This window comes from Sinomonas flava (assembly GCF_039531875.1).
GTDB classification, from domain to species: domain Bacteria; phylum Actinomycetota; class Actinomycetes; order Actinomycetales; family Micrococcaceae; genus Sinomonas; species Sinomonas flava.
In genome coordinates this window covers 262,921-277,368 of sequence record NZ_BAAAQW010000005.1, presented here as the reverse complement: position 1 = coordinate 277,368, position 14,448 = coordinate 262,921, and the positions used below count along the sequence as shown (strand labels likewise).

The window sequence follows — 14,448 nt, the reverse complement described above, 5'->3', positions numbered from 1 at the left end:
GGCGTCGTGCGCTGTGCGCTGTGCGCTGTGCGCTGTGGCTACGCCACTGGGGCCGGGACCTGCCCGACCGCGATGCGACGCAGGACGTCGATGAGCAGCCGGCGCTCTACCACCTTGATGCGCTCGTGGAGGGACTCCTCGTCCTCCCCGTCGGCGATGACCACGGCCTCCTGGGCGATGATCGGGCCGGTGTCCACGCCGGCGTCGGCCCAGTGGACCGTGCAGCCGGTGACCTTGACGCCGTACGCGAGCGCGTCGCGGACGCCGTGCGCGCCGGGGAACGCCGGGAGGAGCGCGGGGTGCGTGTTGAGGTACTTGCCCTTGAAACGCTCGATGAAGTCCGGGCTCACGATCCGCATGAAGCCTGAGGACACGACGACGTCCGGGCTGTAGGAAGCAACCTTCGCGGTGAGCGCGGCATCCCATTCGTCGCGGGTGGGGAACGAGTTGAAGTTCACGACGAATGTCTCGAGGCCTGCTTCCTCGGACCGCTCGATCCCGTAGGTCCCCTCGCGGTCGGCGCCGACGGCGGCGATCTCGACGCCCGCGAGGTCGCCGGACTCCACGGCGTCGATCAGAGCCTGGAGGTTCGAGCCGGTGCCGGATACGAGGACCACAATTCGCATGGACCCACCATACCGGCGGGCACCGCCCCTCCCCCGCCCCGAGGTCACCCCCAGTGAGCGCGAAGTCACCCCCTGTGAGCGCGACGTCACCGCCAGTGAGCGCGACGTCACCCCCTGTGAGCGCGACGTCACCCCCTGTGAGCGCGACGTCACCCCCTGTGAGCGCGACGTCACCCCCTGTGAGCGCGACGTCACCCCCTGTGAGCGCGACGTCACCCCCTGTGAGCGCGAGATCACCTTCCAGAGACACCGCACGGGGTGACCTCGGCACCACACGGGGTGACCTCGGCGCCACACGGGGTGACCTCGGCGTCACACGGGGTGACCTCGGCGTCAGAGGGAGGTGGCGGCCAGCTCCCGCTCCGCGCGGGACCGCTCGAGCCACGGCCCGAGGGCGTACCCGATGCAGGCGCCGACGGCGGTCTCAGCGCCGACCCAGACGAGCATCCACAGGGGGTCGACCCCCAGCTGGGTGAAGCGGCCCATTCCTGCCGAGCCGCCCGTCAGCCACGCGAGCCCCGCCGCGAGCGTGCCGGCAGCGGCCCCGACGAGGGCGCCCAGGAACAGCGCGGAGACGGGGGCGGTGAACCAGCGGGCCCTGACCTTGATGGAAAGCCACTCATCGAAGTGGTCCTCGCCCTCGCGCACAAACCACCAGCCTGCCAGGACCCCGGCGAGCACGGGGACAACCAGCGCCGCGGGACCCAGGAGGAGTTCTCCGCTGGGGAGGGCGGCGAGCGCCGGCACGGGCGGCAGGGGCCCGACAGCGGTCGCGAGCGCCCCCGCCGTCGACCCGGCCCCGAGCGTGACGCCGGCGCCCGAGGCCCAGCCCAGCGTCCACACGAGCATGTGCGGGGCGTACCCCAGCTGCGCGACGGTGAGGGCGGCTCCGCCGACCGGGTCGGCACCGACGGCCTCGTACACGGTGACAATCTGGGCCCAGTGCGCCACAAGGGTGGCTGCGAGCAGCAGGCCGGACAGTGCCAGGGAGCCGAGCAGCGCGACGAGTCCGGCGCGCAGGACGGCCCACACGTAGCTTCCGGCCCACCGGGAGTACTGGCCGGTCCGGGCAATCCAGTCGACGGCGTCGACGCCGATCAGGCGCGTCCAGGATCCCGCCTCGCGCCGGGCCCCGATCACGAGCCCGAGGCCGAACGGCGCGAGCGGCGTCAGCGCCGCGGCGATGAGCCCCCCGCCGACCTGGGGCGTGCGGCACAGGAAGCCGGTCGCGAAGCCGAAGGCGGCGTAGGCCGCCGCGGCACCGGCGAGCGCCTGCCACAGGTTGTCCGCATAGGAGGCGCGGGCCAGCCGCCGGCCCGAGCGCCACGCGAGCAGGATGGGGACAAGGGTCAGCCCGAGGGGGATGAGCGAGAGGGTCCCCGCCTCAGCCGGGACGTCTGCGCCTGCCGCGGGCGCTGCGACGCTGAGGCTGAGCGGCACGCCGTGGACGAGGAGCCAGGCCTGCCCGCCGAGCCGCGCGACGGGCTCCGGGCCCCATGCCCCGAGGCCGCCGGTCAGCCAGACCGCGACGATCGGGACGAGCGCGAGGACGGCGGAGATGATGATCGCCTGGATGGCTTCGACCGCGCCCTGGAGCCACAGCGGCATGGGCAGGCCCCGGATTCCTGACTGGTCGGCGCGGAGTTTCATCGCCCTCCACTGTGCCACGGACGCGGGCCGCCGGGGCTCAGGCGCACCGGGCTCGCGCCCGCCGGCGCACGACGGCGGCCGCGCGCCGTCGTGCGCCGCGCCACCCGGCGCTGCGGTCAGGAGAGGCGGAGACGGTCCTCGGAGCTGAAGGGGCGGATCTCGTCGGTGCGCCCGTCCCGGACCTTGGCGACCCATGCGGGGTCGGAGAGGAGGACGCGGCCGACGGCGACCAGGTCGAACTCGTCGCGGGCGAACTGGGCGAGGAGCGTCTCGAGGCCGCGGACCTCGGAGCGCCCGCCCTCCTGCCACGTGACCTCGAACGCGTTGTCCAGGCCCACCGAGCCCACAGTGATCACGGGAAGGCCGGTGAGCTTCTTGGTCCAGCCGGCGAGCCCGAGCGAGGCGCCCTCACCGTCCCCGGTGCCGTCCGCCTCGGGGAACGCCGGCTCCCAGTGGCGCCGCGTCGAGGGGTGGAAGGCGGAGACGCCCGCGTGGGCGAGGGTCTTCAGGATGGTGCCCAGCTCTTCGGGAGTCTCGGCGATCCGGGCGCCGTAGTCGCCGGACTTCCACTGGGAGAAGCGGAAGATCACGGGGAACTCGGGCCCGACGGCGGCGCGCACGGCCGCGGCAACCTCGGCCGGGAAGCGGAGACGCGCTTCGAGCGAGCCGCCGTAGCCGTCGGTCCGGCGGTTGGTCCCGGCCCAGAGGAACTGGTCGAGGAGGTAGCCGTGGGCGCCGTGGAGCTCGACGCCGTCGAAGCCGGCCTCCTGGGCCGCGACGGCGGCGCGGGCGAAGTCCTCGCGGATCCGGGCGAGCTCCTCGACGGTGGCGGCGCGGCCGCGCTCGGCGCCGTTGGGAGCGACGCCGGAGGGGCTCAGGCTGGGCAGCTGCGGGTTGAATTCGGCATGGTTCCCGCGCGCCGCGCCGAGGTGCCACAGCTGGGGGACGATGCGGCCGCCCTCGGCGTGCACGGCGTCGACGAGGCGGCGCCAGGCATCGAGCTGCTCGCGGCCGAACAGCCGCGGGACAGAGGTGCTCGGACCCGAATCCTGGGAGACGTAGACGCCCTCGGTGATCAGCAGGCCCACGCCGGCCGCGGCGCGGCGCGCGTAGTAGCCCACGACGTCGGGCGTCACCGTGCCGTCCGGGGAGAACTCGCGCGTCATGGGAGCCATGACGAAGCGGTTCGGGAGGCGGACGGGTCCGAGGTCGAACGGTGTGAAGAGGCTCGAGAGCGGGGCGGTGGACGTGGTGTCAGGCGCGTGCTCGGTTGTCATGACAGGCCCAACCGGCGGCCTGGTGCGGGGCATTCCCGGACGCCAGAGGCTGTGACGCGAATCACTACACGGCGTAGAATTGAGGTATCGGCGGAGCGGCACTCCACCGACGCCCGCCGGGCACGAGCCCCCGGGCAGCTTGGGGTTCGGAGGAGACATGACCACCGCGGCGCCGCACGCACATGGTGTCCACTTCGGGCGCAGGGACGTCCAGAACGTCGCCATCGGCGTCGGCATCATCGTGATGCTCGTCGGCATCCTCGGGTTCGTCCCGGGGGTCACCGGCAGCTACGGGGACCTGAGGTTCATCGGGCCCGACTCCCACGCCATGTTCCTGGGCGTGTTCCAGGTGTCCATGCTGCTGAACATCGTGCACCTGGCCATCGGGGCCGTCGGCCTGACCATGGCGCAGAGGTGGACAGGGGCGCGCAGCTTCCTGCTCTGGTTCGGCGTCGTCTACATCCTGCTGGGCGTCTACGGGTTCGCGGTCGGCACCGCGTCCGCCGCCAACGTCCTGGCCTCCAACATGGCCGACAACTGGGCGTTCGCCGTCCTCGGGCTGGCGATGATGGTGTGCAGCTGGCTGTTCACCCGCAGCTAGGTCGAGGAGGAGAGGGCCTAGGCACCTCGCGTCCTGCTGTCCCTGCCATCGCGGCGCGGGCCCTGCTCGAGGCCCGCGCCGCTCGCTGCCCGCGCCGCTCGCTGCCCGGCCTAGAATCGGGGCCGTGACCCAGCCCGCGCCCCCGCCCTTCTCGGCCGTCGTCCCCCTCTACGCGGCGGGGTTCACGACGGCGTTCGGCGCCCACAGCATCGCAGCGGGCCTCGGCGCGGAGAGCGGCCCTGGCGGTCTGGGCCTGAACCTGTTCGCGCTCGGCGTCCTGCTGGCCCTGTACGACCTGGCGGAGGTGTTCCTCAAGCCCCTCTTCGGCTCGCTCGCGGACAGGCTCGGCCCCAAGCCGGTGGTCGTCGGCGGGCTCGTGGCGTTCGCCGCGGCCTCGCTCGTGGGGGTCTTCGTCCAGGCGCCGTGGGCGCTCGCCGTGGCCCGGCTCGGGCAGGGCGCGGCGGCGTCGGCCTTCTCGCCTGCGTCGTCGGCGAGCGTCGCACGGCTGGCCGGCCCGCTCACCGGGCGGTATTTCGGGCGCTACGGCTCGTGGAAGGGGATCGGGTACGCGATCGGGCCGCTGCTTGGGGCCGCCGCGCTCTACCTCGGCGGCTTCCCGCTGCTGTTCGGCGTCCTCTCGCTGGTCGCCGCGGCCGTCGCGGTCTGGGTCGCGGCGGCGATGCCGCGCCTCGAACCGCTCCCCCGCCGCCGCTACACCGTGGCGGACCTCGCGCGCCAGATCGGCGACCGCTCGTTCCTCGGCCCCACCCTCGTGCTCGCCGCCGCGACGGGATCGCTCGGCGCCGCCGTGGGCTTCCTGCCCGCCCTCGCGGCCCAGTCGGGGCTCAGCACCGCCGCCGCGATTGCGGCCGTGACCGTCCTCGCCATCGCCTCGTCCCTCGTCCAGCCGCGCGTCGGCGCGCTGAGGGACGCCGGCCGCCTCACCGACACGCGCGGCATCCTCCTCGGCCTCGGGCTCATCGTCGTCGGGGCGCTCGTCGGGGCCGCCGGCGCAACGGCCGGGACCGCGGCCGCTGGCGTCGCCGTCTACGCCGCGGCGCTGCTTGCGGGCGCGGGGATCGGCCTCGCGACCCCGCTCGCGTTCGCGCACCTCGCCGACGCCACCCCGCCCGAGCGGATGGGCCGCACGATGGGCTCGGCGGAGATCGGACGGGAGGCTGGCGACGCCGGCGGCCCGCTCCTGGTCGGGGCGGTCGCCGCGGGAGCGGGCCTCGGCTGGGGCCTCGCGGCCCTCGCAGGCGCGGTAGCGCTCGCCGGGCTCGCAGCCCCGCGGCCGGTCTCCCGCGCCGGGCGCTGACGGTCCCGCCCCGTCCTCCCCGAGTTAACCTGGGCTTCCACGTCGCGTCACGCCTCCTCTGCCCTTCGGTCAAATGGCCACAGGATGGTGGAGGGGTGAGGATCGCGATTGTTGCCGAGTCGTTCCTGCCGCAGATGAACGGGGTCACGCACTCCATCCTGCGGATCCTCGACCACTTCCAGGAGCGCGGCGACGAGGTGCTCGTCATCGCCCCCTCCGGTGAGGGGGCCAGCGCCGTCTTCCCGGTGCCGGAGCGGGTGGCCGGCGCACAGGTGCACCGTCTGCCGGCCTTTCCCGTGGCCGGGTACCCGAACGTGCGCGTCGCATTCGGCGCCGTGCCCAAGGTCAAGCGCATCCTGAGGGCGTTCGCCCCGGACGTCGTCCACCTCGCCTCCCCGTTCGAGCTGGGGTGGCGCGCGGTCCGCGCCGCGGACCAGCTGGGCCTGCCGACCATCGCCGTCTACCAGACCGAGGTGCCCGGGTACGCGGCGCGCTACGGCCTGCCGTTCCTCGAGAACTGGGCGTGGCAGCGTGTGGAGGCCATCCACCTCCTCGCGGACCGCACGCTCGCGCCGTCGACCTTCGCGTTCAACCAGCTGCGCGGCCGCGGCGTGCTCGACGTCGAGCTGTGGCGCCGCGGCGTGGACACCGTGCGCTTCACTCCCTCGAAGCGCGACGCCGCGTGGCGGGCCTCCGTCGCCGGCTGCACCCGCGAGGGGCGCCCGGTGAAGGTGATCGGGTACGTGGGCCGGCTCGCCGCGGAGAAGCAGGTGGAGGACCTCCGCGTCCTCGCGGACATCGCCGGGACGAAGCTCGTGGTGGTCGGCGACGGCCCGCTGCGCACCCAGCTCGAAGCACAGCTGCCGTCCGCCCACTTCACCGGCTTCCAAGGCGGGGAGGACCTGGCCAGGATCGTGGCGAGCTTCGACCTCTTCGTCCACCCGGGCGAGTTCGAGACGTTCTGCCAGACCATCCAGGAGGCCATGGCCTCGGGTGTCCCCGTCGTCGCCACGGGACGGGGAGGCCCGCTTGACCTCGTGGACAACTCGAAGACCGGTTGGCTGTACACGCCGGGACGCCTCGACGAGCTGCGCTCGTACGCCCTCGACCTTCTCGGGGACGACGCCAAGCGCGCCGCCTTCGCCGCCGCCGCGCGGCGGAGCGTGCGGGGCCGGTCCTGGCGCGCCATCTCCGAGCAGCTCATCGGACACTATGAGGCCGTGATCGCCCGGCGGGCGTCGCTCGCGGCCGGCTGACCAGCGAAAGGGAACACCATGAAGATCTCCGTCATCGGCTGCGGATACCTCGGCGCGGTCCACGCTGCGACCCTGGCGTCGATGGGCCACGACGTGGTGGGCATCGACACGGACGCCGACAAGGTCGGCCACCTCTCGAGGGGCTTCGCGCCGTTCTTCGAACCCGGGCTCGAGGACCTCCTCGCCGACGGCCGGGACAGCGGCCGGCTCACGTTCTCCACCGACATGGACCGGGTGGCGGACGCCGAGGTGCACTTCCTGTGCGTCGGCACCCCGCAGTCCAAGACGAGCGACCTCGCGGACCTGGGCTATCTCGAGGCCGCGACGCGGGCGGTGGGCGCGCGGGCCAAGGCGGGCTCCGCCGTCGTGGGCAAGTCCACCGTCCCCGTCGGAACGGTGCACCGGGTCCGGGAGTGGCTCGCGGGAGCCGACGTGGCGCTCGCGTGGAACCCGGAATTCCTACGGCAGGGCACCGCGGTGAAGGACTCCCTCGTGCCGGACCGCCTCGTGTACGGGGTGGAGGACTCGGACGACGCCGCCGGGCCGGGGTCCGCAGGACACGGCACCGTGCGCACGCTCGACGAGGTCTACGCTCCCCTCCTGCACGCCGGCGTGCCCCGGATCGTGACCAGCTTCGCAACCGCGGAGCTCATCAAGTCCGCCGCCAACGCGTACCTCGCCACGAAGCTCTCCTACATCAACGCCATGGCCGAGCTGTGCGACGCCGCCGGCGCGGACGTCACCCAGCTCTCCGCAGCGATGGGGCTCGACCCTCGGATCGGCCAGCGGTACCTCGCCGCCGGCCTCGGCTTCGGCGGCGGCTGCCTGCCCAAGGACATCCGCTCCTTCCGGGCGCAGGCGCGCGAGCTCGCGGTGGACTCGGTGGATGCGTGGATGGGCCTCGTCGACTCGATCAACGTGGGCCAGCGCGGCCGGGTGGCCGCGCTGGCGGCGGAGCTGTGCGGCGGCGCGGTCTCCGGCCGCCGGATCGCGGTGCTGGGCGCCGCGTTCAAGCCGGACACCGACGACATCCGCGACTCCCCCGCGCTCGACGTCGCGGTGCGGCTCGCAGGCGCGGGAGCGCACGTGGTCGTGACCGACCCCAAGGCCATCAACAACGCGTGGATGCGGTACCCGCAGCTGCAGTTCGAGTCGTCCCTCGCGGCGGCGGTGGAGGGCGCAGAGATCGTCCTGCTGCTGACGGAGTGGCCCCAGTTCCGCGCCCTCGACCCGCACGACCTCGCGGGCCGCGTGCGCCGTCCCGTCATCATCGACGCCCGCAATGTCCTGCCCCGGACAGAGTGGCGCGCGGCCGGATGGACGGTCCACGGCGTCGGCACCGGGGATGCGGCCCGGGTCCACGTCGCCTGACCCACCCCGTCAGCCCAGAGCGAAGATCTGTCCACAGGGCGCGGTCCCGGTTCGAAACGCGTCGGAGGGGCGTGGGAGCATGGAATCCATGGCCCCCACCCCCTTCCCCGCACCCCGCGACGGCCTGGCGAGCACCGGCCTGCCGCTGGTCGACGCGGTGACGATGCTGCACCGGGTGGGTCCGGCCGCCATGGCCAAGGCCAACGCCTACACGCGTGGTGGGCACGTCCTCGAGCTGGACTGGAACTCCGGAGCGCTCGAGCTCGGCGGCCTGGTCCAGGGCAGCGACCCCGAGCCGTACGAGGTCAAGGTGTACCTCCAGCCCTCCGGTTCCACCTTCAGGTACGACGGCGGGTGGTGCACCTGCCCCGTTGGCACGGACTGCAAGCACATGGCCGCCACTGTGCTGGCCTCCAACGCGGACCACCTCCGCGGGCTGGCGGGCGCGGCCCGGGGCCGCGCCGAGGCCGCGGAGCCCGCATGGAAGGCGGAGCTGCGGCAGATCATCTCCCCGTCCGGCGCGCGCAGCCGCTCGGGCGCGGCGGCGCAGCGCCTGGGCCTCCAGTTCGAGTTCCGCGACCTCGACGCCGCGTTCTCCCGCCGCTTCAGCGGCCCGCACGCGCCCCGCTTCAGCCAGGGCCGCAAGCTCGCGATGCGCCCGGTGGCCAGCAGCCCGAAGACCGGCAAATGGGTCAAGGGAAACCTCACGTGGAGCACGTTCGGCCGCCAGGACTACAACGGGGACTACGTCGAGGCCCACTTCGCCTGCTTCCGCGAGATCCAGGCCCTCCGCCTCGGGACGGGGTCGGGGTACTGGAACGGCAATGACCCCTGGATCTACCTCGACGACTTCATCAGCCCCCTCCTGTGGACCCTCCTCGATGCGGCGGCCCACGTGGGCGTCGAGCTCGTGGGCACCCGCAAGGGCGTCTCGGTCGAGGTCGCGCGTGAGCTCGCCTCGGTGAGCCTCGAGGCGCTTCCCGCGGACGACGGCGCGATCCGCCTCGTGCCCGTCCTCGCCATCGGCGGCGTCCCGGCGCCGACCACCGCGGCGGGAACGATCGGCGACCACGGGGCCTACGCCGTCGTGCGCGCCGGCACCGAGGAGCGCATCATCCTCGCCCAGGCTGCGTCCCGCCTGGGCGACCGCGAGCGGGCCCTGCTGCAGACGCCCGAGGGCATCGAGATCCCCGCGGACGACCGCGAGTCGTTCGTCGCCGAGTTCTACCCGGACCTCGCCCGCGCGGTCACCCTCACCGCGGACGACGACGCGCTCGGCCTGCCGCCCATCGAGCCGCCCGCGCTCGTGCTCACCGCCCGCTTCGAGCCGCGCGACGTCCTGCGGCTGGACTGGCACTGGGAGTACCGTTCGGGCGACGCCGTCCGGCGGCTGCCGCTCGTGGCCTCCCCCGGCGAAGGCATGCGCCGGGACGAGTCGGAGGAGGAGTCCAGGACAGCCGCGGCTGCGGCGGCCCTCGCGGACAGCGTCCTGAAGGGGAAGCCGCTCGGCCCGGCCAGGCTCGAGGGCCTCGACACCGCGGACTTCGCGGAGCGCACCCTTGCCGTCCTCGAGGCCGCGGACGGGATCGAGGTCCGAGTCGAGGGGACAAGGCCCGACTACCGGCAGCTCCACGGCGCCCCCGAGCTCGTGGTCAGCACGGTCGAGAGCGAGAAGCGCGACTGGTTCGACCTCGGGCTCATGGTCACGGTGGAGGGCCGCTCCATCCCGTTCCAGGACATCTTCACGGCCCTGGCCAAGGGGCGGGAGAAGGTCATGCTGCCGGACAAGACCTGGTTCCGCATCGACACCCCTGAGATCCGCCGCCTCAAGAGGCTCATCGACGAATCCCACGAGCTGCGCGAGTGGCGCGCCGAGAGCACCTCGAAGAAACCGCCGCGGCTGAGCGTGTACCAGGCCGGGCTCTGGGACGAGATCGCCGAGATCGCGGGCGAGACCGTCCAGGCCCCGCGCTGGAGGACCGCAGTCGACGGCCTCCTCGACCCGCATGCGCTCGATCGGGTCCCGGTGCCCGCCGACCTGCAGGCGGAGCTGCGTCCCTACCAGGACGAAGGGTTCCAGTGGCTCGCCTTCCTCCACCGGCACGGGCTCGGTGGCGTGCTCGCGGACGACATGGGCCTGGGCAAGACCCTCCAGACGCTCGCGCTCATCCTGCACGCGCGGGCCGGGGAACCGAAGCCGCCGTTCCTCGTCGTGGCGCCTACCTCGGTCGTGGCGAACTGGGCCACGGAGGCGGCGCGCTTCGCGCCCGGCCTGAGGACAGTCGCACTGACCGACACCGAGGGGAAGTCCGGCGTGCCGCTCGCGCAGTCGTGCGCGGACGCGGACCTGGTCGTGACGAGCTACGCCCTGTTCCGACTGGACTTCGAGGCGTACGCGGCCCTGGCCTGGTCGGGCCTCGTGATGGACGAGGCGCAGTTCCTGAAGAACCGTGCGACGAAGGCCCACCAGTGCGCCCGGGACCTCGACGCGCCGTTCAAGCTGGCTCTCACGGGAACGCCGCTCGAGAACAACCTCATGGAGCTGTGGTCCCTCTTCGCGATCGTGGCCCCGGGCCTCTTCCCGGCCGCCCACCACTTCGGTCAGGACTTCGCCAAGCCGATCGAGAAGAACGCCGATGCGGACCGGCTCGCCCGGCTCCGGCGCCGCGTCCGGCCGCTCATGCTGCGACGCACCAAGGACGCCGTCGCGAAGGAACTGCCGGAGAAGCTCGAGCAGCGCCTCGACGTGGACCTCGACCCCACGCACCGCAAGCTCTACCAGCAGTACCTCCAGCGCGAGCGGGAGAAGGTGCTGGGCCTCGTCGAGGACCTGGACCGCAACCGCTTCATCGTCTTCCGCTCCCTCACCCTCCTGCGGCTCATGGCCCTCGACCCGTCCCTCGTCGACGATGCGCACGCGGGAGTGTCGCCCGCGAAGCTCGACTCGCTCCTCGAGCAGCTCGCCGACGTGGTCGCCGAGGGGCACCGTGCCCTCGTGTTCAGCCAGTTCACGTCCTTCCTCAAGAAGGCCGCTGCGCGGCTCGAGGCCGAGGGCATCGCCTACGAGTACCTCGATGGTTCGACGCGCCGCCGCGGCGAGGTGGTGTCCCGCTTCAAGGAGGGCCAGGCGCCGGTCTTCCTCATATCCCTCAAGGCGGGCGGGTTCGGGCTGAACCTGACGGAAGCCGACTACTGCTTCCTCCTGGACCCGTGGTGGAACCCGGCAGCCGAGGCGCAGGCCGTGGACCGCGCGCACCGCATCGGGCAGACCCGCCGCGTCATGACGTACCGGCTCGTGGCGAAGGGCACGATCGAGGAGAAGGTCATGGAGCTCAAGGAGAAGAAGGCCGCCCTGTTCTCCTCCGTCATGGACGACGACGCCATGTTCGCGTCGACGCTGACGGCCGACGACGTCCGCAGCCTCCTCGACTGAAGCGCACCCCGCGACCGAGGCGCGCCCACGGCGGACACGAGAAGACAGCTGAGTCCCAGCAGACTCTCAGTAAAGATCACGGTTTGGCAACGGAGAACCGATCCCTTACCGTAGAGGTCAAGGTTCGATAACGGACCGGGGCCTCTACCCCGCGAGGCGGAGGCTGACAATCGCCGCAGCCTTTCGCGCTGCCGGCTGCATATGCCGGGTGCTGCCGTCCACCGTTCGCCGCCGTCTGCGCAGACACCTCGACCTGACCGTTGACCGTCAGGGACCGGTGGCGCACGACGACTTCTGGGGACAGAAGGAGTGCCGGTGGAGTCCCGAGCATACACACCGTTATGAAGAAGACATCTTTCGCTTCCTCCGCCCGCCGCTCCCTCGCCGTGGTGGCCGCCTCCGGTGCCGCGCTCGGTGCCGCCGCCCTCGGAGCCCCCGCCGCCAACGCCGTCTCGGGCTCGACGTGGGACGCCCTCGCCCAATGCGAGGCCAGCGGCAACTGGTCGGCCAACACCGGCAACGGCTACTACGGAGGCCTCCAGTTCACCCAGAGCACCTGGGCGGCCTACGGCGGCGCAGGGTCCCCCGCCAACGCCAGCCGCGACCAGCAGATTGCCGTCGCGGAGCGCGTGCTCGCCGGACAGGGCTGGGGCGCATGGCCTGCCTGCTCCGCAAAGCTGGGCCTCTACGGCACGGCCGGCGCCAACCCGACTCCCGTCCAGCCGGCCCCCGCCCCGGTCCAGACCCAGCAGGCGCCCGTGCAGCAGGCACCCGTCCAGAAGGCGCCGGCCAAGGCCGCCGCTCCCGCGCCGGCCGCCACCACCCAGGGCCGCCACGCCGCGCAGGTCCCGCTGAGCGGCAAGACCTACACGGTCGCCGCGGGCGACACACTGAGCGGGATCGCCCAGAAGCTCGGCATCAAGGGCGGATGGCAGACCCTCGCCGACGCGAACGCCTCCACCATCAGCAACCCCAACCTGATCTTCGTCAACCAGGTCCTCCAGCTCCCGGCCCAGTAAGGCCGGGCGGACGCGCGCGGCGCCGCACCCCCACGAGGCCGCGCGCAACCACCCTCCCCCTCTAGCGCCGCATCAGGACTCGCCCACCCGCCCTCGCGGGCACCACGGCGGGTCCTGGTGCGGCGCTTCACTCGTACCCGGTCGGCCAGCGGGTTGGGGAACACGGTTGCGGGAGAGGCCGGGAGACCACCCTTGCGCTGGGATACCAAGGGCTGTACATTTGGGATACCAAAAGGAGAGACGCGAATCACACCCTCCCGTCTCGTCCCCCAAAAGTTGCGCAGTCTCCTTGTCCCCCTCCCAGAGAGTCAGCCAATGAACAGCACCCCGGACACTGTCGTCCCCGAGCTGGACACCGCCGCCCCGACGGACACCGCCCCCGGCCACGCGCCGTCGGCCGTCCCCGCCGGGCTCAGCACCCGCCTCTACAACAAGGACCTGGCCCCCACCCAGCGCGCCGGCCGCAGCTGGAGCGCCTACAGCATCTTCACCCTCTGGGCCAACGACGTGCACAGCCTCGGCAACTACGCGTTCGCGATCGGCCTCTTCGCCCTGGGCCTCGGCGGATGGCAGGTCCTCGCGGCGCTCGGCGTCGGTGCGGCCCTCCTGTTCGCCCTCCTGAACCTCTCCGGCTTCATGGGGCAGAAGACGGGCGTGCCGTTCCCCGTCATGAGCCGGATCGCCTTCGGCATCCACGGCGCCCAGATCGCCGCCCTCGTCCGCGGCGCCGTCGCGATCGCCTGGTTCGGCATCCAGACCTACCTGGCCTCGGTCGTGCTGCGCGTGCTGCTGATCGCGGTCGCGCCCGGCCTCGCCCCGCTCGACGAGGGCCAGATCCTCGGCCTCTCCCCCCTCGGCTGGATCGCGTTCGTGGGCCTGTGGGTCGTCCAGGTCGTCATCGTCTCCTACGGCATGGAGATGATCCGCAAGTACGAGGCCTTCGCCGGTCCGATCATCCTCGCCACGATGCTCGCACTCGCCGTCTGGATGTTCGCGCAGGCGGGCTTCGAGATCGCGTGGAGCACCGACAAGAGCCTGACGGGCGGGGACATGTGGCTGCACATCCTCGGCGGCGGCGCCCTCTGGGTCTCCATCTACGGCACGTTCGTGCTCAACTTCTGCGACTTCACCCGCTCCGCCAAGACCAAGGGCGCGATCGTCAAGGGCAACTTCTGGGGCATCCCGGTCAACATGCTCCTCTTCGGCGCGATCACCGTGGTCCTCGCCGGGGCCCAGTTCAGGATCAACGGCCAGATCATCACGAGCCCGTCGGACATCGTCGCCTCGATCCCGAACACGTTCCTGCTCGCCGCCGCGTCCCTCGCGCTCCTCGTCCTGACGATAGCCGTGAACCTCATGGCCAACTTCGTCGCCCCCACCTACGCCCTGACCAACCTGTTCCCCCGCCGCCTCAACTTCCGGCGGGCCGCGATGGTCTCGGCCGTGGTCGGCCTCGTGATCCTGCCCTGGAACCTCTACAACAACCCGATCGTGATCGTGTACTTCCTCGGCGGCCTCGGCGCACTCCTCGGCCCGCTGTTCGGCGTCATCATGGCGGACTACTGGCTCATCCGCCGCGGCAAGGTCAACGTCCCGGCGCTGTACACCGAGGCGGCAGCCGCCGACTACCACTACACCAAGGGCGTCAACCCCCGCGCCATCGCCGCCCTCGTGCCCGCAGCGGCCGTCGCCCTGGCGATCGCCTTCATCCCAGCCCTGTCCATGCTGAGCTCGTTCGCGTGGTTCTTCGGCGCTGGCATCGCGGCCGTGAACTACTGGTTCATCGCCGACCGCACCCGAGCCCTCACCGATGCGGACGGCGAGTCCATCGCCGTCCCCAGCGTCCACTGACGCCCACCTCCACGCGCCATCCCGAGCACGACGGCGGCGCCCCGGC

General features: G+C 72.3%; 10 protein-coding genes. 7 read left to right on the top strand and 3 right to left on the bottom strand.

The genetic code is table 11. The features are described 5' to 3' along the window. Positions 1 to 38: 38 nt before the first annotated feature. The 3 genes from purN to ABD298_RS09740 form a co-directional block, all read right to left on the bottom strand. Complete coding sequence (purN, locus tag ABD298_RS09750) at positions 39 to 626, bottom strand: phosphoribosylglycinamide formyltransferase (protein WP_344299496.1); 588 nt, start codon at positions 624 to 626, stop codon at positions 39 to 41. Positions 627 to 959: 333 nt separating this feature from the next. Continuing rightward, positions 960 to 2,276: a cell division protein PerM gene (locus ABD298_RS09745; RefSeq protein WP_344299495.1), complete on the bottom strand. Its 1,317-nt coding sequence runs from the start codon at positions 2,274 to 2,276 to the stop codon at positions 960 to 962. 116 nt (positions 2,277 to 2,392) lie between these two features. Beyond that, positions 2,393 to 3,553, bottom strand: a complete 1,161-nt coding sequence (locus tag ABD298_RS09740) for an NADH:flavin oxidoreductase (protein ID WP_344299494.1) — start codon at positions 3,551 to 3,553, stop codon at positions 2,393 to 2,395. Positions 3,554 to 3,710: 157 nt separating this feature from the next. On the opposite strand from ABD298_RS09740, the gene ABD298_RS09735 reads away from it, so the two are divergent. From ABD298_RS09735 to ABD298_RS09705, 7 genes are all read left to right on the top strand, one after another. Then, on the top strand, positions 3,711 to 4,154 hold the full coding sequence (locus ABD298_RS09735; protein ID WP_344299493.1) for a DUF4383 domain-containing protein: 444 nt from the start codon (positions 3,711 to 3,713) through the stop codon (positions 4,152 to 4,154). Positions 4,155 to 4,278: 124 nt separating this feature from the next. Further along, positions 4,279 to 5,472 carry an MFS transporter gene (locus ABD298_RS09730; RefSeq protein WP_344299492.1) on the top strand — a complete coding sequence of 398 codons (1,194 nt, stop codon included), beginning with the start codon at positions 4,279 to 4,281 and terminating at the stop codon, positions 5,470 to 5,472. A gap of 95 nt (positions 5,473 to 5,567) precedes the next feature. Further along, positions 5,568 to 6,728 (top strand): glycosyltransferase family 4 protein, encoded by a 1,161-nt coding sequence (locus ABD298_RS09725; protein ID WP_344299491.1) that lies wholly within the window; start codon positions 5,568 to 5,570, stop codon positions 6,726 to 6,728. Positions 6,729 to 6,746: 18 nt separating this feature from the next. After that, positions 6,747 to 8,099 carry a UDP-glucose dehydrogenase family protein gene (locus ABD298_RS09720; RefSeq protein ID WP_344299490.1) on the top strand — a complete coding sequence of 451 codons (1,353 nt, stop codon included), beginning with the start codon at positions 6,747 to 6,749 and terminating at the stop codon, positions 8,097 to 8,099. An 88-nt stretch (positions 8,100 to 8,187) separates the two neighbouring features. Continuing rightward, on the top strand, positions 8,188 to 11,532 hold the full coding sequence (locus ABD298_RS09715) for a DEAD/DEAH box helicase (protein WP_344299489.1): 3,345 nt from the start codon (positions 8,188 to 8,190) through the stop codon (positions 11,530 to 11,532). A 341-nt stretch (positions 11,533 to 11,873) separates the two neighbouring features. Next, the gene (locus ABD298_RS09710; RefSeq protein WP_344299488.1) at positions 11,874 to 12,551 is read left to right on the top strand and encodes a transglycosylase family protein; all 678 of its coding nucleotides are present in this window, start codon (positions 11,874 to 11,876) and stop codon (positions 12,549 to 12,551) included. Positions 12,552 to 12,866: 315 nt separating this feature from the next. Continuing rightward, positions 12,867 to 14,402 carry an NCS1 family nucleobase:cation symporter-1 gene (locus ABD298_RS09705; protein WP_344299487.1) on the top strand — a complete coding sequence of 512 codons (1,536 nt, stop codon included), beginning with the start codon at positions 12,867 to 12,869 and terminating at the stop codon, positions 14,400 to 14,402. Positions 14,403 to 14,448: the final 46 nt, after the last annotated feature.